At 72.8% G+C, this 23,259-nt stretch carries 20 protein-coding genes and 1 pseudogene; 15 read left to right on the top strand and 6 right to left on the bottom strand.

The window, feature by feature from the left end; genetic code table 11:
• Positions 1-92 precede the first annotated feature (92 nt).
• Positions 93-2,087, top strand: a complete 1,995-nt coding sequence (locus TPA0908_RS12390; protein ID WP_281937571.1) for a protein meaA — start codon at positions 93-95, stop codon at positions 2,085-2,087.
• Positions 2,088-2,160: 73 nt separating this feature from the next.
• Positions 2,161-2,457 (top strand): DUF1540 domain-containing protein, encoded by a 297-nt coding sequence (locus tag TPA0908_RS12385; protein WP_281937569.1) that lies wholly within the window; start codon positions 2,161-2,163, stop codon positions 2,455-2,457.
• 38 nt (positions 2,458-2,495) lie between these two features.
• Here TPA0908_RS12385 and TPA0908_RS12380 read toward each other — a convergent pair whose 3' ends face one another.
• A complete protein-coding gene (locus TPA0908_RS12380; RefSeq protein ID WP_281937567.1) occupies positions 2,496-3,113 on the bottom strand; it encodes a DUF4126 domain-containing protein in 618 nt (205 codons plus the stop codon).
• A 71-nt stretch (positions 3,114-3,184) separates the two neighbouring features.
• On the opposite strand from TPA0908_RS12380, the gene nucS reads away from it, so the two are divergent.
• On the top strand, positions 3,185-3,844 hold the full coding sequence (gene nucS / locus TPA0908_RS12375; protein ID WP_281937565.1) for an endonuclease NucS: 660 nt from the start codon (positions 3,185-3,187) through the stop codon (positions 3,842-3,844).
• Positions 3,845-3,869: 25 nt separating this feature from the next.
• On the opposite strand, the gene TPA0908_RS12370 is transcribed toward nucS, so the two are convergent.
• A complete protein-coding gene (locus TPA0908_RS12370; RefSeq protein ID WP_281937563.1) occupies positions 3,870-5,372 on the bottom strand; it encodes an aldehyde dehydrogenase family protein in 1,503 nt (500 codons plus the stop codon).
• Between the two features lie 240 nt (positions 5,373-5,612).
• On the opposite strand from TPA0908_RS12370, the gene TPA0908_RS12365 reads away from it, so the two are divergent.
• The 7 genes from TPA0908_RS12365 (at position 5,613) to TPA0908_RS12335 (ending at position 12,073) form a co-directional block, all read left to right on the top strand.
• Positions 5,613-6,059 carry an FHA domain-containing protein gene (locus TPA0908_RS12365; protein ID WP_281937561.1) on the top strand — a complete coding sequence of 149 codons (447 nt, stop codon included), beginning with the start codon at positions 5,613-5,615 and terminating at the stop codon, positions 6,057-6,059.
• Positions 6,060-6,220: 161 nt separating this feature from the next.
• Positions 6,221-7,285, top strand: coding sequence for an alpha/beta fold hydrolase (locus tag TPA0908_RS12360; RefSeq protein WP_281937558.1), 1,065 nt, complete (start codon positions 6,221-6,223; stop codon positions 7,283-7,285).
• A gap of 122 nt (positions 7,286-7,407) precedes the next feature.
• Positions 7,408-9,198 carry a 3-hydroxyacyl-CoA dehydrogenase family protein gene (locus TPA0908_RS12355; protein ID WP_281937556.1) on the top strand — a complete coding sequence of 597 codons (1,791 nt, stop codon included), beginning with the start codon at positions 7,408-7,410 and terminating at the stop codon, positions 9,196-9,198.
• A gap of 39 nt (positions 9,199-9,237) precedes the next feature.
• Positions 9,238-9,732 (top strand): SigE family RNA polymerase sigma factor, encoded by a 495-nt coding sequence (locus TPA0908_RS12350; protein ID WP_281937554.1) that lies wholly within the window; start codon positions 9,238-9,240, stop codon positions 9,730-9,732.
• Positions 9,729-10,784, top strand: a complete 1,056-nt coding sequence (locus tag TPA0908_RS12345) for a hypothetical protein (protein ID WP_281937552.1) — start codon at positions 9,729-9,731, stop codon at positions 10,782-10,784. The genes TPA0908_RS12350 and TPA0908_RS12345 overlap by 4 nt, the downstream gene beginning before the upstream one ends.
• Before the next feature lie 80 nt (positions 10,785-10,864).
• Complete coding sequence (locus TPA0908_RS12340) at positions 10,865-11,197, top strand: hypothetical protein (RefSeq protein ID WP_281938573.1); 333 nt, start codon at positions 10,865-10,867, stop codon at positions 11,195-11,197.
• A 66-nt stretch (positions 11,198-11,263) separates the two neighbouring features.
• Positions 11,264-12,073, top strand: a complete 810-nt coding sequence (locus TPA0908_RS12335; protein WP_281937550.1) for an alpha/beta hydrolase — start codon at positions 11,264-11,266, stop codon at positions 12,071-12,073.
• A 110-nt stretch (positions 12,074-12,183) separates the two neighbouring features.
• On the opposite strand, the gene TPA0908_RS12330 is transcribed toward TPA0908_RS12335, so the two are convergent.
• The 4 genes from TPA0908_RS12330 to mce all read right to left on the bottom strand — a co-directional run bounded on the left by TPA0908_RS12330 (position 12,184) and on the right by mce (position 18,036).
• Positions 12,184-14,217, bottom strand: coding sequence for a coiled-coil domain-containing protein (locus TPA0908_RS12330; protein WP_281937548.1), 2,034 nt, complete (start codon positions 14,215-14,217; stop codon positions 12,184-12,186).
• A 170-nt stretch (positions 14,218-14,387) separates the two neighbouring features.
• On the bottom strand, positions 14,388-15,644 hold the full coding sequence (locus TPA0908_RS12325) for a DivIVA domain-containing protein (protein WP_281937546.1): 1,257 nt from the start codon (positions 15,642-15,644) through the stop codon (positions 14,388-14,390).
• Between the two features lie 275 nt (positions 15,645-15,919).
• Positions 15,920-17,275, bottom strand: a complete 1,356-nt coding sequence (gene ccrA, locus TPA0908_RS12320) for a crotonyl-CoA carboxylase/reductase (protein ID WP_281937545.1) — start codon at positions 17,273-17,275, stop codon at positions 15,920-15,922.
• 296 nt (positions 17,276-17,571) lie between these two features.
• Positions 17,572-18,036 carry a methylmalonyl-CoA epimerase gene (mce, locus tag TPA0908_RS12315; RefSeq protein WP_107157028.1) on the bottom strand — a complete coding sequence of 155 codons (465 nt, stop codon included), beginning with the start codon at positions 18,034-18,036 and terminating at the stop codon, positions 17,572-17,574.
• A gap of 61 nt (positions 18,037-18,097) precedes the next feature.
• On the opposite strand from mce, the gene TPA0908_RS12310 reads away from it, so the two are divergent.
• The 5 genes and pseudogenes from TPA0908_RS12310 (at position 18,098) to TPA0908_RS12290 (ending at position 23,205) form a co-directional block, all read left to right on the top strand.
• Entirely contained in the window at positions 18,098-19,297 is a 1,200-nt protein-coding gene (locus TPA0908_RS12310) for an acetyl-CoA C-acetyltransferase (RefSeq protein ID WP_281937543.1), read from the top strand.
• Positions 19,294-20,286, top strand: coding sequence for a methylmalonyl Co-A mutase-associated GTPase MeaB (gene meaB / locus TPA0908_RS12305; protein WP_281937541.1), 993 nt, complete (start codon positions 19,294-19,296; stop codon positions 20,284-20,286). The genes TPA0908_RS12310 and meaB overlap by 4 nt, the downstream gene beginning before the upstream one ends.
• Before the next feature lie 157 nt (positions 20,287-20,443).
• The gene (locus TPA0908_RS12300) at positions 20,444-20,857 is read left to right on the top strand and encodes an Asp23/Gls24 family envelope stress response protein (RefSeq protein WP_281937539.1); all 414 of its coding nucleotides are present in this window, start codon (positions 20,444-20,446) and stop codon (positions 20,855-20,857) included.
• A gap of 335 nt (positions 20,858-21,192) precedes the next feature.
• Positions 21,193-21,455, top strand: a pseudogene (locus TPA0908_RS12295) (hypothetical protein).
• Between the two features lie 61 nt (positions 21,456-21,516).
• The gene (locus TPA0908_RS12290; protein ID WP_281937537.1) at positions 21,517-23,205 is read left to right on the top strand and encodes an acyl-CoA mutase large subunit family protein; all 1,689 of its coding nucleotides are present in this window, start codon (positions 21,517-21,519) and stop codon (positions 23,203-23,205) included.
• Positions 23,206-23,259 lie beyond the last annotated feature (54 nt).

Here is a 23,259-nt window from a genome sequence, read left to right as displayed (position 1 = left end):
CATGTGCGGGCCCGGCCGACCCACCGGCGCGGACATCCAACTGTGTGGTTTTGCACAGCCGCTTTTACTGAACGGTAACTTAGACTCCGGCCATGGACGACGCGATGCCGGGACGCCTGCCGGAGCGGGACCGCCCGTGGGTGATGCGCACGTACGCCGGGCACTCCTCCGCCGCGGCCTCCAACGCGCTCTACCGCCGCAACCTGGCGAAGGGGCAGACCGGGTTGTCGGTCGCGTTCGACCTGCCCACCCAGACCGGCTACGACCCCGACCACGAGCTGGCCGCCGGTGAGGTGGGCCGGGTCGGCGTGCCGGTGGCCCACCTCGGCGACATGCGCACGCTTGTCGAGGGCATCCCGCTGGCCGAGATGAACACCTCGATGACCATCAACGCGCCGGCGATGTGGATGCTCGCGCTCTACGGCACGGCCGCCGTCGAGCAGGGCGCCGAGCTGCGCCGCTGCGCCGGCACCACGCAGAACGACATCATCAAGGAGTACCTCTCCCGGGGGACGTACATCTTCCCGCCGGCCGCCTCGCTGCGGCTGACCGCCGACGTCATCGCGTACACGCTGCGCGAGATGCCGCGGTGGAACCCGGTCAACATCTGCTCGTACCACCTCCAGGAGGCCGGTGCGACGCCGGTGCAGGAGGTCGGCTTCGCGCTCGCCACCGCGGTCGCCGTGCTGGACACCGTGCGCGACTCCGGCCAGGTGCCGGCCGAGCGGATGGGCGACGTGGTGCAGCGGATCTCCTTCTTCGTCAACGCCGGTGTGCGCTTCGTCGAGGAGATCGCCAAGATGCGCGCGTTCGGCGCGCTCTGGGACGAGATCACCCGCGACCGCTACGGCGTGACCGAGGCGAAGCAGCGCCGGTTCCGCTACGGCGTGCAGGTCAACTCGCTGGGCCTGACCGAGGCGCAGCCGGAGAACAACATCCAGCGCATCGTGCTGGAGATGCTCGGCGTCACGCTGTCCCGGGACGCCCGGGCCCGCGCCGTGCAGCTCCCCGCCTGGAACGAGGCGCTCGGCCTGCCCCGCCCGTGGGACCAGCAGTGGTCGCTGCGCATGCAGCAGGTGCTGGCGTACGAGTCGGACCTGCTCGAATATCCCGACCTGTTCGACGGCTCGCACGTGATGACCGCGCTCGTCGACGACATCGTCACCGGTGCCCGGGTCGAGCTGGACAAGGTGCTGGAGATGGGCGGCGTGGTGACCGCCGTGGAGTCCGGCTACCTCAAGAGCGCGCTGGTCGCCTCGCTGGCCGACCGGCGCCGACGGATGGAGGCCGGCACCGACGTGGTGATCGGCGTCAACCGGTTCACCGAGACCGAACCGTCCCCGCTGACCGCGGCCGGCGCCGAGGCGATCGAGCAGGTGGACCCGGCGGTCGAGGCGGCTGCCGCGGCCGGCGTACGCGAATGGCGGGCCGGCCGGGACGCGGCGGCGGTCGACGCCGCGCTGGCGCGCCTGCGCGCGGACGCCGCGACCACCGCGAACCTGATGCCGGCGACGCTGGCCTGCGTGGCCGCCGGGGTGACCACGGGGGAGTGGGCCGGCGCGCTGCGCCAGGTGTTCGGCGAGTACCGCGCGCCGACCGGGCTGACCGGCGCGGCCGGGGCCGGCGGCGACGTGAACCTCGCGGCGGTCCGGGAGCGGGTCGCCGCCACCGCGCGGGAGCTGGGCACCGGCCGGCTACGGCTGCTGGTCGGCAAGCCGGGGCTGGACGGGCACTCCAACGGCGCGGAGCAGATCGCGGTACGCGCCCGCGACGCCGGCTTCGAGGTGGTCTACCAGGGCATCCGGTTGACCGCCGGGCAGATCGTGGCCGCCGCGGTGGAGGAGGACGTCGACCTGGTCGGGCTCTCCGTGCTCTCCGGTTCGCACCTGGCCGCCGTGCCGGCGGTGCTGGACGGGCTGCGCGCGGCCGGCCGGGGCGACCTGCCGGTGGTGGTGGGCGGCATCATCCCGCCGCGCGACGCCGAGGAGCTGCGGGCCGCCGGGGTGGCGCGGGTGTTCACGCCGAAGGACTTCGCGCTCACCGGCATCATCGACGAGCTGGTCACCGTCATCCGCGAGCGGATGTAAGGCGGGGAATCCCACTCGGCGTAGGGGTCGAAAGTCCTAAAGTGGGGCAAGACACCCACGGAAGGGCGGAAAGATGACCGCGTCGATGGAGATGCCCCGGGTCCAGGAGTGCGCCGTCCGATCCTGCGCCTACAACCACACGAACGACTGCCACGCGTTCGCCATCACGATCGGCAGCAGCGACCACGCGCACTGCCACACGTTCGTGGAACTGCCGGTGCGCGGCGGCATCGACCAGCTCGTCGCGCAGGTCGGCGCCTGCTCCCGCGCCGACTGCCAGCACAATTCCGACCTGGAGTGCCACGCACCCGCCATCACCGTCGGCCCGGACAACGACATGGCCGACTGCATGACCTACCGCAGTCGCTGAGCGACCGGCGCGCTCGGACGCGGAAGCCGGCGGCGCGGTCAGACGCGGAAGCCGGCGGCCCGCGCCGCCGCGCGTTCCCGGCGGCGGTCCTTCCGGCGGCGGAACAACCAGACCACGAAGACCACCAGGCCGACCGCGAACACCAGCACCAGCACCGGCAGCAGGATCGCCACCACCGACATGACCACGCTCGTCGCGTCCTCGGCGGTGCTGGCCACCGGTGCGCCGAAACCGGCCGTGGTGGCGTTGACGACCGGCCGGGCGGCGGCCTTGAGCAGGTGCACGCCGAGCGCGATCAGCACGCCCACCACCACCGGCACCCACTGGTGGGTGGAGAAGAACGTGTCCGGGTCGCTGACCGTGACCGTCTCCGAGCCGGACCCGGCGCCGAAGGCCAGACCGCCGGCGGTCGGCCGGACCACGGTCTGCACCATGTCGTTGACGTGGTCGACCACGGGCACCTTGTCGGCCACCGTCTCGACCGCCAGCAGGACGGCGAGGATCGCCAGCACCCAGCCGTTGCCGAGCCACTGCCAGCCGCTCGGCAGCTCGATCAGGTCGGTGTAGCGGGCCAGCAGGCCCATCAGCATCAGCGGGATGTAGGCGTTCAGGCCCGCCGAGGCGGCGAGACCGGAACCGGTGAGGACTTCGAGCACGATTTCAGAATGGCACCGGTGCGCCAGTGGCGCTCGTCGGCGTCGGTCGAGGGCTCGGCTACCCTCGTCGGGTGCGGTTGGTCATTGCGAAGTGCTCGGTGGACTATGTCGGACGGCTCTCGGCGCACCTGCCGCCGGCCACCCGGCTGCTCATGGTCAAGGCGGACGGCTCGGTGTCGATCCACGCGGACGACCGGGCCTACAAGCCGTTGAACTGGATGAGCCCGCCGTGCCGGCTGGAGGAGGCGCCCGGCGTCTGGCGGGTGGTCAACAAGGCCGGCGAGGAGCTGCGCATCACACTGGAGGAGATCTTCCAGGACACCTCGTACGCGCTGGGCGTCGACCCCGGGCTGCGCAAGGACGGCGTGGAGGCGCACCTCCAGGAGCTGCTCGCCGCCAACCCGGGCACGCTCGGCGAGGGCTACACGCTCGTCCGGCGGGAGTACATGACCGCGATCGGGCCGGTCGACCTGCTCTGCCGGGACGCCGACGCCGGCGCGGTCGCGGTCGAGGTGAAGCGGCGCGGCGAGATCGACGGGGTGGAGCAGCTCACCCGCTACCTGGAGCTGATGAACCGGGACCCGCTGCTCGCGCCGGTCACCGGCGTGTTCGCCGCACAGGAGATCAAGCCGCAGGCCCGGGTGCTCGCCGCCGACCGCGGCATCCGCTGCGTGGTGGTCGACTACGACAAGCTGCGCGGCATCGAGCGCGACGAGCTGACGCTGTTCTGAGCCGGGGCCCGCCCGGACCGGGCGGTCAGCGCTTCCGGCCGTACATCAGCTTGGCGACCTTGACCAGGCGGGCGATGTCGGCCGGGGTGCGCTCGAACGTCATCGACGGCAGCAGTGAACGCGCCCGACGGCGGGTGACCGCCTTGGGGCGGCCGAACTCGCGCAGGCCGTCCTCGCCGTGGATCCGGCCGAAGCCGGACTCGCCGGTGCCGCCGAACGGCAGCGTGGACATGCCGGCGAAGGTCAGCGCCGAGTTCACCGAGGCCATCCCGGAGCGCAGCCGCCGCGCCACGGCCACCGCCCGCGCCCGGCCGAAGACCGAACCCCCGAGCCCGTACGGCAGCGCGTTGGCGCGCTCGACGGCCTCGTCGACGTCGCGGACCCGGTTGACGGTCAGCGTCGGCCCGAACGTCTCCTCGCGGACGGCGGCGGAGTCCTCCGGCACGTCGACCAGCACGGTCGGGTGCACGTACGGCGGCTGGACCGCCTCCGGGCCGCCGAGCACCGCCCGGCCGCCCCGGGCGACCGCGTCGTCGATGTGCCGCCGGATCACGTCGATCTGGGACGGCATGGTGATCGGGCCGAGGTCGGTGCCGTCGGCGCCCACGGTCAGCCGGCCGGCCTTCGCCACCACCTTGTCGACGAACGCGTCGAAGACCTGGTCGACCGCGTAGACCCGCTCGATGCCGATGCAGGTCTGGCCGGCGTTGGTCAGCCCGCCCCAGACGGCCGCCTCGGCGGCGGCGTCCAGGTCGGCGTCCGAGTCGACGATCATGGCGTCCTTGCCGCCGGCCTCCAGCAGCACCGGGGTGAGCGTCTCGGCGCAGGCCGCCATGACCTTCTTCGCGGTGGCGGTCGAGCCGGTGAAGGCCACCTTCGCCACGCCGGAACGGCACAGCGCCGCGCCGACGTCGCCGAGCCCGTGCACCGCCTGGAACACCGGCTGCTCCGGCACCACCTCGGCGAACCGGTCGACCAGCCACTGGCCCACCGCCGGGGTGTACTCGCTCGGTTTGAACACCACCGCGTTGCCGGCGGCCAGCGCGTACGCCGCCGAGCCGATCGGGGTGAAGACGGGGTAGTTCCACGGACCGATCACGCCGACTACGCCGTACGGCTGGTATTCCAGGTGGCCGGTGAACTCGGCGAGGATCAGCCGGGAGCGGACCCGGCGGGGCCCGAGCACGCGCCGGGCGTTACGGGCCGCCCAGTCGACGTGCTCCAGCGCGGTGAGGATCTCCACCACGGCGTCGCCGACCGGCTTGCCGCCCTCGGTGTGCATCAGGTCGGCCAGCTCCTCGATGCGCCGGGCGAGCACGCCGCGCCAGCGCTGGAGCCGGTCCCGCCGGCCGGTGAAGCCGAGCCCGGCCCACCACTCGCCGGCCGGGCGGGCCCGGTCGACGGCGGCGCGCACGTCCGCCTCGGTGGCCACCGGGAGCCGCCCGGCCTCCGCGCCGGTCGCCGGGCTGGTCGACACCAGTCGACCGGCCTCGATGAGCGGGGTTCCGGGGAGATGCACTGCGGTCATGGCCGAAGTCTAGACCCGAATATTACTCATGGGTAGGTGGCGGAGGCCCGCTACGCTGCCCGGACCGATACCCATCACATCGACACACGTGATGTCCGAACGCGCCCGGTGCGGCCACCCGAACGGCGAACGGGAGGTGACCGGCCGGGGTCGCGCGGGTGACCGCGCGGGGGTGGGAGCCACTACGGTGAGGTGGCAGGCTGACGCCGCGGGGCGATGTGGGGTGGAGGTCGACTGTCCATGGAGGAGCATCCGGAGTTGATGCCGTTGCTGACGGTGTCGGGCGGAGCGATGCGCGGGCTCAGTTTCCGGGTCGGCCGGGGCGTGCAGGTGATCGGCCGCGCGCCGACCGCCGACGTCGTGCTCGCCGACCCGCACCTGAGCCGACGGCACGCCACCATCCAGGCCACCGTAGAGGGAGTGCTGCTCACCGACCTCGGCTCGACCAACGGCACCTGGCTCAACGACACCCGGATCACCGGCAGCGTGCCGATCTCCGACGGGGACGTGGTCCGGCTCGGCCGCACCGACCTGCGCCTCTACGATCCCGGCGTGGCCCGCACCGACCCGGTCGGGATGACCTTCGGCGCGCCCCGCCGCGACCAGCGGCCCACGCTGCCGCTGCCGGTCCCGGCGCCCCGGCAGTCGATCGAGTCCCGCGAGGCGCAGCCCGCCGACGCCCGCTGACCGCCGCGCACCCGCGCGTCCATCGTGGGCGCGAATTCACGGAAAGTGCGGCTGTCGCGGCCCGAACAGCCGCACTTTCTGTGAAACAGGGCGCGCGGTTGGGCGGCGGTGTGTGGGGCGGGCACATGGCTTCCCGGCTGGCGGTGTGCCAGCATGCGCTGATGCGGAGCGCGCGGCACACGGTCCAGGCCAACGGCATCACCCAGGCGGTCCGGGTGGCCGGGCCACTCGACGGCGTGCCGGTGCTGCTGGTGCACGGCAACGTCTCGTCGTCGGCGTTCTGGGAGCCGCTGCTGCCGGAACTGCCGGCGACGCTCCGGGTGGTCGCGCCCGACCTGCGCGGCTACGGCGAGACCGACACCGCGCCGGTCGACGCCACCCGCGGCGTCGGTGACTTCGCCGACGACGTGGCCGCCCTGCTCGACGCCCCCGGGCTGTTCGCTCCCGGCGCCCGGCCGGTGGTGGTCGGGCACTCGCTCGGCGGCGGCGTGGCGATGCGGCTGCTCGTCGACCGGCCGGAACGGGTGGCCGGGCTGCTGCTGGCGGCGCCGGTGTCCCCGTACGGCTTCGGGGGAACCCGGGACCTCGACGGCGCCCCCACCACGCCCGACTTCGCCGGCACCGGCGCGGGCGGCGCGAACCCGGACTTCGTGGCCCGGCTCGCCGCCGGTGACCGGGGCGCCGACGGCCCCACCAGCCCGCGCAACGTGCTGCGCGCCGCGTACGTGGCCGACCCGGCGTCGCTCGGCGACCACGAGGACCTGCTGCTGGAGAGCATGCTGACCACCGCCACCGGGGGCGACAACTATCCCGGCACCGCAGCCGCGTCGGACCACTGGCCGGGGACCGCCGCCGGGCGGCGCGGCGTGCTCAACGCGTTGGCCCCGATTCACTTCCGGCTCGCCGACGAGCTGGTCGCCGTGCCGGTCAAGCCGCCGGTGACCTGGGTACGCGGCGACGCCGACGTGATCGTCTCGGACACCTCGCTGTTCGACCTGGCGTACCTCGGTCAGCTCGGGATCGTGCCCGGCTGGCCCGGCGCCGAGGGATGTCCGCCGCAGCCGATGGTCGGCCAGACCCGCGCGGTGCTGGACCGGTACGCGGCGGCCGGCGGGTCGTACCGGGAGGTGGCGCTGCCGGGCTGCGGGCACAGCCCGCACCTGGAACGGCCCGCCGAGTTCGTCGCCGAACTGCTGGCGCTCGCCGGGGTGACCGCGCCGGCGTGAGGCGTGGTGCGTGAAATATCCCACCGCGTCTCGACAACACAGCGTCACGTGGCAGACTCCGGCGCATAACCTTAGCGGCCGTTCATGTCGGCAACGGCGGAGGCAACCGAGGGAGGCCGGTCGTGGCGCGCGAGTTCACCCGGGTGGGCGTGGTGGGTCTGGGCACCATGGGTGCCGGCATCGTCGAGGTGTTCGCCCGCAACGGCGTCGACGTGACCGCGGTGGAGATCTCCGACGCCGCGCTGGAACGCGGCCGGGTCACGCTCACCGGCTCCACCGACCGTGCGGTGGCCAAGGGCAAGCTCGCCGAGGCCGACCGGGACGCGCTGCTGGCGCGGGTGGACTTCCGGGTCGGGCTGGGCGCGCTGCACGACGTGGACCTGGTGATCGAGGCGGTGCCCGAGCACCTGGACCTCAAGCAGCGGATCTTCGCCGAGCTGGACCGGGTCTGCAAGCCCGACGCCATCCTGGCCACCAACACCTCGTCGCTGAGCGTCACCGAGATCTCGGTCGCCACCACCCGGCCGAACCAGGTCATCGGCATCCACTTCTTCAACCCCGCGCCGGTGATGAAGCTGGTCGAGGTGGTTCGCACGGTGGTCACCTCCGCCGAGGTGGTGGCCGACGTGGAGGCGCTCTGCGCCCGCCTCGGCAAGGTCGACGTGACGATCAGTGACCGGGCCGGCTTCATCGCGAACGCGCTGCTCTTCGGCTACCTGAACCACGCGGTCGGCATGTTCGAGGCACGCTACGCCACCCGCGAGGACATCGACGCCGCCATGAAGCTCGGCTGCGGCCTGCCGATGGGCCCGCTGGCGCTGATGGACCTGATCGGCCTGGACACCGCGTACGAGATCCTGGACACGATGTACCGGCGCGGCGGCCGGGACCGCCGGCACGCCCCGGCCCCGCTGCTCAAGCAGATGGTCACCGCCGGGCTGCTCGGCCGGAAGTCCGGCCGCGGCTTCTACACCTACGAGCGGCCGGGCTCGCCGAAGGTCGTACCCGACGAGCACACGCCGGTGGCCGCGGAGGCCGCGCTCGCCGACGGCGCGCGCGTGGTCGCGAAGGTCGGTGTGGTCGGTTCCGGGACCATGGCCACCGGCATCATCGAGGTCTTCGCCAAGGCCGGCTACGAGGTCATCTCGGTGACCCGGGGCGCGGAGAAGTCCGCCAAGGTCTGCGAGGCGGTCAAGACCTCGCTCAACAAGGGTGTCGTCCGGGGCAAGCTCGCCGAGACCGACCGGGACGCCGCGCTGGGCCGGATCACCTGGTCCGCCACGCTGGAGCACCTCGCCGACGTCGACCTGGTGGTCGAGGCCGTGGTCGAGGAGCTGAGCGTCAAGAAGGCGCTGTTCGCCAGCCTGGACGAGATCTGCAAGCCGGGCGTGGTGCTCGCCACCACCACCTCGTCGCTGCCGGTGATCGACGTGGCGATGGCCACCCAGCGCCCGGCCGACGTGATCGGCCTGCACTTCTTCAACCCGGCGCCGATCATGCCGCTGGTGGAGATCGTGCGGACCATCCGCACCTCCGCCGAGACGTCGGCCACCGCCCGCGCGGTCTGCGCCACGCTCGGCAAGACCGGCGTGGTCTGCGGCGACCGGTCCGGTTTCATCGTCAACGCGCTGCTCTTCCCGTACCTGAACGACGCGGTGAAGATGCTGGAGGCCAGCTACTCCACCGCCGACGACATCGACCACGCGATGAAGCTCGGCTGCGGCTACCCGATGGGCCCGTTCGAGCTGCTCGACGTCGTCGGCCTGGACGTCTCGCTGGCCATCCAGCGGGAGCTGTACCTGGAACTGCGCGAGCCCGGCTTCGCGCCGGCGCCGCTGCTGGAGCACCTGGTCACCGCCGGCTACCTGGGCCGCAAGAGCGGTCGCGGGTTCCGCGACCACACCAGCCGCTGACCGGTCAACGGCCTGCGCCGGTGACGGCGTCATGAGGGTGTGACCTTCGAGGAGTACGTCGGCAGCCGGGGCCCGGCCCTGTTACGCCTGGCCCGGCTGCTGACCGGCGACGCGCACCGCGCCGAGGACCTGACCCAGGACGTGCTGGCCCGCGCGTACGTGCACTGGCGGCGGATCGCCCGCGCCGACCGGCCCGACGTGTACGTGCGCCGGATGCTGGTCAACGCCAACCACTCCTGGTGGCGGCGGCGGTCCAACCGCGAGCTGGCGATGGACACGTTCGCCGAGCGGCCCGAGCGGGGCGACCTCGACGGCGAGGCGGCCGACCGGGACGAGATGTGGCGGCTGATCCGTGCCCTGCCCGACCGCCAGCGCGCCGTGCTCGTGCTGCGCTACTACGAGGACCTGGACGACGCGACGATCGCCCAGATCCTCGACTGCTCCCCGGTCACCGTCCGCACCCACGCGATGCGGGCGCTCGCCCACCTCCGGGAGCGCTGCGGCGTCCCGACGACCAAGGGGAGCCGGCCGTGACCGACCTCGACCAGCGGATCGCCTCAGTGCTGCGGGAGCACGCCGAAGGGGAGACCGACACCGGCCGCCTGCTGCGCGGTTCCCGCACGCTCGGCCGGCGTCGGCAGGCGCGCCGCCTGGCCGCCGCCGGCACCGCGCTTGCCCTGGTCGGCGTGCTCGGCCTCGTCGGGGTGGAGCGGGCGGATGTGGGCGGGTTGGCGGGGCGCCTGCCCTGGACCGCCGCCACCCCGGCGACGCCCCCGCCCCCGGTGCCGCCGACGGCCGACGGGGTACCGGGGGCGGCCACCGACCCGGCCCGGGTCGGCGCCGATCCGCGGGTGCTGCACTTCGGCGTCGACCCGACCCAGGTCCGTTACCTGAACTGGGAGGTCCTCGGCCAGGTCGAGTCGATCCAGGTGGACACCGGGCACGGGCCGCCGGTCACGGTGCAGGTGGCGCGTTCCCGGCAGGAACTCGATGTCCGCGAGATCGACGGGTTCTCGGCGAAGGTGAGCCGGGAACGGCTCAGGTTCGACGGTGGGCGCTGGTCCAGGGTCGGCACGGACGGTCGCACGCCCGTCGCCTGGATCCAGTCCTGGCAGCCCGCACCGGGAGTCTTCGCCCGCGCGGCCACCAGCAGCGGTGACCTCTCGGTGCTGGCCCGAGCGGTGAACGCCCTCCGGTGGGACGAGGCACGCCGGTGCGCCGCGCCGGTACGGATCGACGCGCTTCCGGAGGGATCGATTGTCGACTCGTGCCGCGCCGACGTCTCCTCGTACCCGAAGTTGGTCACCGCCCAGTTCTCGGTGATGCGGAACGGCGCGACGATGACCGTCTGGTATCGCTACGCGGTGGGCGCCGGCACCAGCACCAAGGCCAACCGGTCGTACGCCGGCCGGCCGGCGTACGTGGTGCCTGGTGGATGGACGCTCGACCTGGTCGGCGTCCCGAAGGTGGAGCTGAGGGCCACCGTCGGCACGGCGGTGCCCGGATTCACCGAGGCGGAGGCGGGGATGCTGCTTGCCGACGCGCGACTGGCGAAGGATCCGTCCGACCTGACGACGTGGCCCTGACCGTGCGAGATCCTGGTACGGGAGCCGCCCCGGAAGCGCGGGGCCGTACCAGGATCGCCCGGATGCGGGCCGTACGCTTGGTGACCGTGAGCCCCCGTCGCAATCGGCCCCGCCGGGACGAGACCACCGGTCTGGACGCCGAACGAGCCCGCCACGGCGTGTCGACCGTGCAGCAGTGGCGCGACGGCGACTGGCAGGTGCGTGGGATCAGCGGCGGCGCCTCCGCCAAGACGTACCGTTGTCCCGGGTGTGACCAGGAGATCCGTCCGGGCGTGGCGCACCTGGTGGCCTGGCCGGCCGACGACCGGGGTGACCTGACCGACCGCCGGCACTGGCACAGCGGCTGTTGGCGGGCCCGGGACCGGCGCGCCCCCAACCTCCAGCGCGGCCGGGGCGCCCCCCGGCACGGCTGAGCGATCTGGATCACCCGGTTCCCGCCCCGGCGGGCGGCGGGGCCGGCGGCGCGGGACACTGGCACGGTGAGCACTCCGATTCGCGCGTCGTCGATCCTGCCCGGCCGCCGGGAGGACATCGAGCTGCACACCGCCGACGGGCTGACACTCGTCGGCGAGCTGGCCCGGCCGGTGGAGCGCGAGCCGGTCGGCACGCTGGTGTGCCTGCACCCGCTGCCCACCCACGGCGGGATGATGGACAGCCACGTGTTGCGCAAGGCCGCCTGGCGGCTGCCCGCGCTGGCCGACCTGGCCGTGCTCCGGTTCAACACCCGGGGCACCAGCAGCGTCCGCGGCACCAGCGAGGGGGCGTTCGACAACGCCGTCAGCGAGCGGTTCGACGTGGCCGCCGCGATCGAGTACGCCGAGTTCCACGAGCTGCCGAACATCTGGCTGGTCGGCTGGTCGTTCGGCACCGACCTGGCGCTGAAGTACGGCTGCGACCCGGCTGTCGCCGGCGCGATCCTGCTCTCCCCGCCGTTGCGCTTCTCCGCCCCGGAGGATCTCGCGGTCTGGGCCGACTCGGGCCGGCCGCTGACCGCCCTGGTGCCGGAGTTCGACGACTACCTGCGCCCGGACGAGGCCCGGCAGCGGTTCGCCGCCGTGCCGCAGGCCGAGGTGGTCGGCGTGGACGGCGCCAAGCACCTCTGGGTCGGCGACGCGGAGAAGGCGCTCGACGAGATCGTCCGGCGCGTCGCCCCGGGCGTGCCGGTGCCGCTGCCGACGAGCTGGGACGGCCCGATGGAGACCGGCGACGTCAGCGCGTACGCGGACCGGACGGTCGCCGCGTTCGCCGACACCCCGGTCCCCGGCCCGGCCCAGCGGCGCGCCGAGTAGCGCTCACCCGGCCGGCCCTCCCCCGCGTGCACGGGGATGGGTGAGCAAGGGGTTTGCGTCATCGCGGAGATCGACTGTGACGCGAACTCCTTGATCACTCCCGAGGCGGGTCAGTCCTTGTCGACGGTGACCGCGCTGGGCTTGGCGCTGCGCTCGTCGGTGGTGGGCTTGGTCGGGCGCTTGCCGTTCTCGCCGGTGCTGGTGATCTTCGTCGGGGTGGCGCCCCGGCCACCCTCGCCCGGCACGGCGGCCACGGTGGGCTCCCCGTCGACACCCGTGCCGACGGCCGAGTCCATCGTGGTCACCGGCTCGGCGATCGGCTTCGCCGGCCCGGCCTCCGCCGGCTCGCCGGCCGACCGGTTCCCGCCCTGCTCCGGCCCGGCGCCGTTGGCCGAGACCGCGGCGGTGCCCTTCGCCGGGCCACGGCCCCCCGGGGCGCCGCCACCCACGGGCACGCCGTCCCCCGCCGGCCGGCCGCCGGTGGCGGCGGTGGCCAGCTCCGCCGGGTCGACCGGGGTGGCCGAGATGCCGGCCGAGTCGGCGTCCCGACGCAGCTCGGTGAGCCGGCGCTCCAGGTCGTCGGACTCCTGCCGGGACTTCCACGTCCCGGTGCGCAGGTCGGCCAGCTCCTGCTGCGCCGTGGCGATCTCCAGCATCACGTGGGCGAGCTGCTGCCGGCCGGCGGCCACCTCCTGCTGGGTGGCGGCGAGGTGCTGCTGGGTGGTGGCCAGGTGCTGCTGGGTGGTGGCCGCGTACTCCTCGAACTGGCGACGCGAGGCCGCCACGTGCTCGTCGGCCCGGCGGCGCTGCTCGGTGGCGTCCGCCTCGGCCCGGCGCAGCAGCTCGGCGGCCTCCAGCTCGGCCTGCTGCCGCATGGTGAGCGCGTCGGACTCGGCGGCCTGCCGGATGCTCGCGGCGTTGCGCTCGATCTCGTCGCGCCGGGCAGCGTACGCCTGCTCCAGCTCCTCGTGCCGGCTGGTGTGCTGCTTGTCGAGCTCGTCGCGGCGCTTGGCGAACTCCTGCTCGGCGGCGGCGCGGCGCTGGGCCAGCTCCTTCTCCGCCTTCTCGCGCTGGCCGGCGACCTCCTTCTCCACCCCGGCCCGCCACGCGCCCAGCTCCTGCTGGGTCTGCGCGCGGGACTGCTGCACGTACGCCTCGGTCTCGGTGCGCATCCGCTGCACGTACGCCTCGACCTCGGCGCGGTTGCGCTTACCGGCCTCGGTGGCCTCGGTGGTGAGCCGACTGGCCTCGGTACGGGCCCGGCCGCGGGTGGCCTTGGCGGCCTCCTCCGCGTCGTCGACGATCTTCTTGGCCTCGGCGAGCGCCTTGGCGTGGGTGGCCCGGCCCGCCTCGGCGGCGGCGTCGGTGAGCCGCTTGGCCTCCTGCTGGCCCTTGGCGTGCACCTCCTTGGCCGCCTCGCGGAGCTGGCTGGCCTCCTGCTGCGCCTTGGCCAGCACCTCCTTGGCGGCCTCGCGCAGCCGGGCCGCCTCCTGCTGGGCCCGGGCGTGGATCTCCTTGGCGGTGTCCCGTAGCTGGGTGGCCTCCTGCTGCGCCTTGGCCAGCGCGTCCTGGGCGGTCCGGCGCAGCTTCTCGGCCTCGTCCTGGGCGGCCGTACGCAGCTTGGCGGACTCGTCCCTGGCGGCCTTCAGCGTCGCCTCCGCCTCGGCCTTGCGGGTCGCGGTGTGCCGCTCCTCCTCGGCGCGGCGGGCGGCGAGCGCGATCTCGAAGTCGTTGAGCGCCTGCGCGGCCTGCTCCCGGGCCTCCTCGACGATGTGCTCGGCGGCGGCCCGACGGGCCTCGATCTCCTCGTTGGCGGCGGCGAGGATGTCGTCGGCCTGCTCCTCGGCCATGGTGAGGATCTGCTCGACCCGGGGACCGAGGTGCCGGAACGAGGCGCGGTCCACCACACCGACCTGCTTGCGCACCTGGGCGAGGTCGCGCTGGAGCACCTCGACCTGGCCGGCGAGCTTGTGGATCTGGGTGTACGCCTGTTCCCGCTCGGTGGTCAGCGCCGCGATCTCGTGTTCCGCGCGGGCGACGTAGCGGTCGACCTGTCGTTTCTCGTATCCCCGCAGCGCGGACTCGAAGCTGGGCTCCGTGGTCACGTCCCCGCCGAGCGCGAACAGTTCCTCGCCGTGCGACATGCCCCCATCCTCACACGCCTCCGCCTCCGCGGGGGCGATACGGACGCCCCTTCTGGGACCTACTTCACCCTCGTGGCGAAACGGGCCGGGGAAAGCATGACGGCGCGGGGGGCACCGGTCACCCGGTGTCACCCCGCGCCGTGGCGCATGCCCCGTCAGCGGGTGGTGGCTCAGCCGGCCGTCTCGGCCGTGACCTTCTGCCCGGAGGTGTCGGCCTTCGGCGCCTCGGCCGCCTTGTTGCCGCCCGCCGGCACGCCCGGCACGATGCCCGCCAGGCCGGAGAGCATCTGCCCGAGCTGGGAGGTGACCGCGTCCTTCTGGCGGGTCAGGTCCTCGACCTCGCGGCGGGCCGCCTGCGTGGTCAGCTCGGCCTCGGTGCGGGCCTCGTTGAGCACCCGCTGCGCCTCGGCCCGCGCCTCGTTGAGCGTCTTGTCGGCCAGCGCCTTGGCCTTGTCGACCGTGTCGTTGGCGGTGCGCTCGGACTCGACCCGGCGCGACTCGGCCCGCTGCTCGATCTCCTTGGCCCGCTCCTGGGCGGCCCGGGCCCGCTGCTCGGCCTCGTTGACCATCTTCTGGGTCTGCGTGACCTGGGCGGCGTGCCGCGCCGACTCCTCGCGCTCGGACTTCTCGCGCCGCTCGGCGAGCTGGAGCTCCAGAGCCTGGAGGTCCTTGTCGCGCTTGTCGCGCGCGTCGGTGAGCAGCTTGGTCGCCTCGGCCCGCTTCTCCTCGGCCTCCCGGGCGGCCTTGGCCCGCTGCTGGGTGATCTCCCGCTCGGCGGTGGCGCGCAGCGTGGCGACCTCCCGCTCGACCGTCGACTTCAGCTCGGCCACCTCGTGCGCGGTGACCGTACGCAGCTGCTTGGTCTCCCGGTCGGCGTCGGAACGCAGCGTGTCCGCCTCCCGGCGGGCCTGCACGCGGACCTCGGCGGCCTCCCGCTCGGCGGCGGTGCGGACGGTGCCGGCCTCCCGCTCGGCGGTGGCCTTCATGGCGGCGGCCTCGGCGCGTGCCTTGTCGGTGATCTCGCGCGCCTCCAGGCGGGCGGCGGAGAGGATGCCCTCCGACTCGCGCTTGGCCTCGTTGCGGTGGTCGTTGGCCTGCTCCTCGGCCAGCCGCAGGATCTGCTCGACGCGGGTCCCCAGGCCGGAGAGGGTCGGCCGGCTGTTCTCCTCGAGCTGCTTGTTGGTCTCGGTGAGCTTCTGCTCGAGCGCGCCCTGGCGCTGCTCGGCCTGCCGGAGCCGGCGCTGGGCGTCGTTCATCCGCTGCTCGGCCTCGGCGCGGGCCTGCTCGGACTGGCTCAGTGCGGCGCTCAGCCGGCCGATGAAGTCGTCGACCTGGTTGGTGTTGTATCCGCGCAGGCCAACAGTGAAATCGGGCTGTGAGTTCGCGTTATCGAAGAACGCAAGAGGGGAGGACTGCTGCTGGGGCATTGGGACATACTCGCAGACCCCCCAGGGTGGTTCGCAAGAGTGGTCGGCAGCTTTCGCGTCCTCTTTACATGGTCAACTTCTGTCGGCCGGGGGACCGGACCAATCGGCGATCTTGGCAGGTCCCGGGCCGGACGGTGACGCCGGACGGTCGGCGGGAAAGGGCCGCGGACGGGTGCCCGCGGCCCTTTGTGTTCACGACTGTCTTCATGACTGTCCGGACGACAGTCGAATGGCGTCCCGCTCCGCCGGAAAGGCAATCCGTCGACGCCGTACGGTCAGTGCCCGCGGAACCGGTTGATCGCGCTTTCGTGCCGGGAGCGCAGCTCGGTGTCCCGGACGCCGAGCCCGTCGGTGGGCGCCAGGCAGCGCACGCCGACCTTGCCCTGGTGCGCGTTGCGGTGCACCTCGTACGCGGCCTGACCGGTCTGCTCCAGCGGGTACGTCCTCGACACCGTCGGGTGCACCTTGCCGAGCGCGACGAGCCGGTTGGCCTGCCACGCCTCGTGATAGTTGGCGAAGTGGCTGCCGACGATGCGCTTGAGGTGCATCCACAGGTAGCGGTTGTCGTACTGGTGCAGGAACCCGCTGGTGGAGGCGCAGGTGACGATCGTGCCGCCCTTCTTGGCGACGTAGACGCTGGCGCCGAACGTCTCCCGGCCCGGGTGCTCGAAGACGATGTCCGGGTCCTCACCGCCGGTCAGCTCGCGGATCCGCTCGCCGAAGCGCCGCCACTCGTCCTGGTCCTGGGTCTGCTCGTCGGACCAGAACCGGAAGCCCTCGGCGGTGCGGTCGATGACCAGCTCGGCGCCCATCCTCCGGCACAGCTCGGCCTTCTCCGGCGAGGAGACCACGCAGACCGGGATCGCGCCGCCGCCCAGCGCCATCTGGGTGGCGTAGCCGCCCAGGCCGCCGGAGGCGCCCCAGATCAGCACCACGTCGCCCTGCTTCATGTTCGCGCCGTGGTGCGAGACGAGCTGCCGGTACGCGGTGGAGTTGACCAGCCCGGGGCTGGCCGCCTCCTCCCAGCTCAGGTGGCGTGGCTTCGGCATCAGCTGGTTGGCCTTGACCACGCACAGCTCGGCCAGGCCGCCGAAGTTGGTCTCGAAGCCCCAGATCCGCTGCTGCGGATCGAGCATGGTGTCGTCGTGGCCGGCGGCGTCCTCCAGCTCGACCGACAGGCAGTGCGCCACCACCTCGTCGCCGGTCTTCCACCGGGTCACGCCGGGGCCGGTCCGCAGCACCACGCCGGCCGCGTCCGAGCCGACCACGTGGTACGGGAGGTCGTGGCGGCGGGTCAGCTCGGAGAGCCGGCCGTAACGCTGGAGGAACTTGAACGTGGGCAGCGGCTCGAAGATGCTGGTCCACACCGTGTTGTAGTTGATCGCGCTGGCCATGACCGCGACCAGCGCCTCGCCCGGCCCCAGCTCGGGGGTGGGCACCTCCTGGACGTGCAGCGCCTTGCGCGGGTCCTTGTCCCGGGTGGCCATGCCCTCGAACATCCGGGTGTCCTCGGCCCGCACCACCACGCCCCGGTAGCTCTCCGGCACCGGCAGGCCGGCCAGGCCGGCGAGCTCCCGTTCCGGCCGCGCCGAGCCCTCCGTCGCCATGATCGCTTCAAGGATGTCCTGCACGGTGACCTCCCGTTCGTCAGCACCCGCACCGGGGCAGGGGTGCTGCCATCGTCGGCGCCGGTGCGACGGGACCGCCATGTCGGCAATCGACACATCCGGCACCGGTCGCGCTCCTGTGGGCCGGGACGTTACTGAACGGTAGCTTGGGCCGGAAGGGCTGTGTGAAAAACTGCATCGGCCGATGCGTGGAGATGTCCGTGGGAACGCGCAACCGCGCATGGCCGCGCGTGTTCCCACTTGTTAGGAAGGGCCCCTTGTTAACAGACGTCTGTTAACAAGGGGCCCTTCCTTGCGCCTCAGGCGGGTTGGACCAGCTCGATCAGCACGCCGCCGGCGTCCTTCGGGTGCACGAAGTTCACCCGGGAGTCCGACGTGCCGCGCCGGGGCGCCTCGTACAGCAGCCGGACGCCGCGCTCGCGCAGCGCCGCGCAGGCCACGTCGATGTCCGCCACCGTGTACGCGACCTGCTGGATGCCCGGCCCGCGCTTGTCCAGGAACTTGCCGATGGTGGTGTCCGGCGAGAGCGGGGCGAGCAACTGCACCATGCCGCCGGAGGCGTCCGGCCCGACCGCCAGCATCGCCTCGCGTACGCCCTGCTCGTCGTTCGTCTCGGTGTGCACGCAGCGCATCCCGAAGGTGCGCTGGTAGAAGTCGATCGCGGCGTCCAGGTCCGCGACCGCGATCCCGACGTGGTCGATGCGGCGCAGACCGATGTCTGTGACAAACTCGGCAGCGGGCTCGACGGGGGAGTTCTCAGCCATGGCGCTAGTCTGACCGAACAATCGTTAAGGCGTACAGGTCGGCACCCCTCGGAGGCAGGCAATGGCTTCGGTGATCGTCAGCGGCGCGCGAACCCCGATGGGGCGCCTGCTGGGCAACCTCAAGGACCTCCCCGCGACCAAACTCGGTGGCATCGCGATCAAGGCGGCGCTGGAGCGCGCCGGCGTGGCACCGGACCAGGTGCAGTACGTGATCATGGGGCAGGTGCTCCAGGCCGGCGCCGGGCAGATCCCGGCCCGCCAGGCCGCCGTCGAGGCCGGCATCCCGATGTCCACCCCGGCGCTGACCATCAACAAGGTGTGCCTCTCCGGGCTGGACGCCATCGCGCTGGCCGACCAGCTCATCCGGGCCGGCGAGTTCGACATCGTGGTGGCCGGTGGCATGGAGTCGATGACCAACGCCCCGCACCTGCTGCTCGGGCAGCGCTCCGGCTACAAGTACGGCGACGTCACGGTCAAGGACCACATGGCGCTCGACGGTCTCACCGACGCCTGGGACTGCTGCTCGATGGGCGAGTCCACCGAGCGGCACGGCGCGAAGCACGGCATCACCCGCCAGGAGCAGGACGCCTTCGCCGCCGCCAGCCACCAGCGCGCCGCCGCCGCCCAGAAGAACGGCCACTTCGCCGAGGAGATCACCCCGGTGATCATTCCGCAGCGCAAGGGCGACCCGCTGGTGGTCAGCGAGGACGAGGGCATCCGGCCGGACACGACCGCCGAGTCGCTGGGCCGGCTGCGTCCCGCCTTCGCCAAGGACGGCACCATCACCGCCGGCAGCTCCTCGCCGATCTCCGACGGCGCCGCCGCGGTGGTCGTGATGAGCAAGGCCAAGGCCACCGAGCTGGGCCTGACCTGGCTGGCCGAGATCGGCGCGCACGGCAACGTGGCCGGGCCGGACAACTCCCTGCACTCGCAGCCGTCCAACGCCATCAACCACGCGCTGCGCAAGGGCGGCCTGAGCCTGGACGACCTCGACCTCATCGAGATCAACGAGGCGTTCGCCGCGGTCGGCATCCAGTCGACCCGTGACCTCGGGATCAGCGCGGACAAGGTCAACGTCAACGGCGGCGCGATCGCGCTGGGCCACCCGATCGGCATGTCCGGCGCCCGGCTGGTGCTCACGCTGGCGCTGGAGCTGAAGCGACGCGGTGGCGGCACCGGCGCGGCGGCGCTCTGCGGCGGTGGTGGCCAGGGCGACGCGCTGATCATCCACGTGCCGACGGGCGGCGAGTCGCACGCGTGAGTGACGTGACCAACCCGGCCACCCCTCCGGTGCGCCGCAGCCGCGACGTACCCCTGCTGGTCGAGCGGGCCCGCGCGGGCGACGCCCGTGCGGTGGCCCGGCTGATCACCCTGGTCGAGTCCGGCGACGAGGTGCTGCCGCAGGTCGCGGCGGCCCTCGCGCCGTTCGCCGGGCACGCCCAGGTGGTCGGGCTGACCGGTTCGCCGGGCGTGGGCAAGTCGACCACCACGAACGAGCTGGTACGCGCGCTGCGGGCGCGCGGTCACCGGGTCGGTGTGCTGGCCATCGACCCGTCCAGCCCGTTCACCGGCGGGGCGATCCTCGGCGACCGGGTCCGGATGCAGGACCACGCCACCGATCCCGGCGTCTACATCCGTTCCATGTCGAGCCGGGGCCACCTCGGCGGGCTCTCCGCCGCGACGCCCCAGGCGGTGCGCGTGCTGGAGGGCGCCGGCTGCGACGTGGTGCTGGTGGAGACCGTCGGGGTGGGGCAGGCCGAGGTGGAGGTGGCCTCGCTGGCCGACACCACGCTGGTGCTGCTCGCGCCGGGCATGGGCGACGCCATCCAGGCGGTCAAGGCCGGCATCCTGGAGATCGCCGACGTGTTCGTGGTGAACAAGGCCGACCGGGACGGCGCGGACGCCACGGTCCGCGACATCCAGGGCATGATCGCGCTCGGCGAGCGTGGGCCGGGGGAGTGGCGTCCGCAGGTGGTGCGCGCGATCGCGGCCCGCGCCGAGGGCATCGACGACATCGCCGCCGCGATCGACAAGCACCGCGACTGGCTGGAGCGCCACGACGAACTGCGCCGTCGCCGGGAGGCGCGGGCCGCCGCCGAGATCGAGGCGATCGCGCTGGGCGCGCTCCGCGCCCGGATCGGCTCACTGCGCGACGGTACGCAGCTCCCCGAGCTCGCCGCGAAGGTCGCCCAGGGCGCCCTGGACCCCTACGCAGCCGCCGCCGACCTCCTCACCCAACTCGCCACCTGACCCGTCGATCTTGCGGTTACTGCCCCGGCAAAGGCGACACAAGGGGCATTCGCCGGGCACAAAGTCCATGATCGACGGTGGTGTCGGGCGGGGGCGTGGCCGGGACGGTGTGGCTTGTACGCTCCCGGGGTCGGTTGGAGCGAGGGTGGGGGAAAGCGTGGAGCACGAGGCTACGCAGGAGCTGTCGATCACGCCGGCGGCCACGGCGGGCGGGACGACGCACGTCGCCGACGAGGTGGTGGAGAAGATCGCGGTGGCCGCCGCGAAGTCCGTGCCCGGCGTGGCCGAGTTGGGCGGCGACGTGGCCCGGTTCTTCAACGCCGTGCTGGACCGGGTCGGCCTGGACCAGGTCGGCGACGCCCGGCGCGGCTGCTCGGCCCATGTCACCGACGGCGCGGCCGTGGTCAACCTGGTCATCGTGATCGACGGCGGTCACCCGGTGCCGCAGGTCACCGACGGTGTGCGGGCCGCGGTCACGTCCGCTGTCGAGGCGTACGGGCTGCGCGTCGACGAGATCAACATCCGGGTGGACGACGTGGCGATCGGGGACCCGGGCACGTCTCTCGGCTGATCCCGCTCGCCCAGCGACGCCGGGGCCGGTGAGTGGGTTCGCATAAGCCGGCACGGGAGATGCCTGTGCCGGCCTTCCCCGGTCGTTCACCGCGGGCGCCAAACACCCATGGCGTTCCAGTCAAGCCCTGTCGGGGCGGTGGGTGGAACGCCATGGGTGTGTCAGGGTGCCGCAGACACCCGTGGCGTTCCAGTCGTGCCCTGTCCTGTCCGGAACGAGCGTCGGGGCTGATCGCCTCGGTCAGGCGTCGGGCGGGCGGATTGGCTCCACCTCGCCCGGGCGGGGCGGCCGGGTGGATCCGCCCTTCCAGTGCTCCGACGCGAGAGGTGAGCGCGATGCCGGACCGGTTCGTCATCCACCTGCCAGTGGTGGCCGGTGACCTGGCCGGCGCGGTGCGCCTGGCCCTGGTGGTCGCCCGCTGGTCGGGCGTGCTCACCTCGGCCGACCCCGGGGAGACCACCGTGTCGGCCGAGGCGAGCAGGGCGTACGCCATCGGGTCTTCTGCGACCTGCGGATGATCGGCGGCCGGCGCTGTCTGCTCCGCGCCGACCGCGACGGACCCTGCTCCCGGGTTACCGGCCGGTACGCCGGTCCTTAGCGATCGTTCAGGCATTCGTTCTACACTCGGTCTTCACGAGGACCGAGGAGGAGCTCCGCGCATGGACGCTGACGAGATCGCCGCCGGCCGGGCCCGCTGGCAGGCCCGCTACGACGCCGCCCGCAAGCGCGACGCGGACTTCACCACGCTCTCCGGCCTGCCGGTCGACCCGGTGTACGGCCCGCCGGAGGGGACCGCCTACCCGGGCTTCGAGCGGATCGGCTGGCCGGGCGAGTTCCCGTACACCCGGGGTTTGCACCCGACCGGCTACCGCGGACGGGCCTGGACCATCCGGCAGTTCGCCGGCTTCGGCAACGCCGAGCAGACCAACGAGCGCTACAAGATGATCCTCGGCGCGGGTGGTGGCGGGCTCTCCGTCGCGTTCGACATGCCGACGCTGATGGGCCGCGACTCGGACGACCCGCAGTCGCTCGGCGAGGTCGGCCACTGCGGCGTCGCGATCGACTCGGCCGCCGACATGGAGGTGCTCTTCGACGGCATCGACCTGGCCGGCGTCACCACCTCGATGACCATCTCCGGGCCGGCCGTGCCGGTGTTCTGCATGTACCTGGTCGCCGCGGAGCGCCAGGGCGCCGATGTGTCCACGCTGGACGGCACGCTCCAGACGGACATCTTCAAGGAGTACATCGCGCAGAAGGAGTGGCTCTTCGACCCCGAGCCGCACCTGCGCCTGATCGGCGACCTGATGGAGTACTGCGCGGCGGAGATCCCCCGCTACAAGCCGCTCTCGGTCTCCGGCTACCACATCCGCGAGGCCGGCTCGACCGCCGCGCAGGAGCTGGCGTACACGCTCGCCGACGGGTTCGGCTACGTCGAGCTGGGCCTGTCGCGCGGGCTGGACGTCAACGTGTTCGCCCCCGGGCTGAGCTTCTTCTTCGACTCCCACCTGGACTTCTTCGAGGAGATCGCCAAGTTCCGCGCCGCCCGCCGGATCTGGGCCCGCTGGCTGCGCGACGTGTACGGCGCGACCAGCGAGAAGGCGATGTGGCTGCGGTTCCACACGCAGACCGCCGGGGTGTCGCTGACCGCCCAGCAGCCGGTCAACAACGTGGTACGCACCGCCGTGGAGGCGCTGGCGGCGGTGCTCGGCGGCACCAACTCGCTGCACACCAACGCGCTGGACGAGACGCTGGCCCTGCCCACCGACGAGTCGGCCGAGATCGCCCTGCGGACGCAGCAGGTGCTGATGGAGGAGACCGGCGTGACCAACGTGGCCGACCCGCTCGGCGGCGCCTGGTACGTCGAGGCGCTCACCGACCGGATCGAGGCCGAGGCGGAGGAGATCTTCGCCCGGATCCGGCAGCTCGGCGGCGACGGGCCGCACCAGATCGGGCCGATGACCTCCGGCATCCTGCGCGGCATCGAGGACGGCTGGTTCACCGGGCACATCGCCGAGTCGGCGTTCGTCTACCAGCAGGCGCTGGAGAAGGGCGACAAGAGGATCGTCGGCGTCAACTGCCACACCGGCACGGTCGCCAAGGAGCTGGAGATCCTCCGCATCTCGCACGAGGTGGAGCTGGAGCAGCGTCGGGTGCTGGCCGAGCGCAAGTCGGCCCGCGACGACGCCGCGGTCACCGCCGCCGTACGCCGGATGGTGGAGGTCAGCCGGACCGGCGGGAACATGATCCCGGCGATGCTGGACGCGGTCCGCGCCGAGGCCACCCTGGGCGAGATCTGCGACGCGTTGCGCGGCGAGTGGGGCGTCTACCGCGAGCCCGCCCGCTTCTAGGCACCAGGAAGGGCCTTCCTGACGGGGCGTCTGTCAGGAAGGCCCTTCTTGCGC

Source organism: Micromonospora sp. AKA38 (assembly GCF_027925725.1).
Lineage (GTDB): Bacteria > Actinomycetota > Actinomycetes > Mycobacteriales > Micromonosporaceae > Micromonospora.
This window is presented reverse-complemented; position numbering and strand designations above follow the sequence as displayed.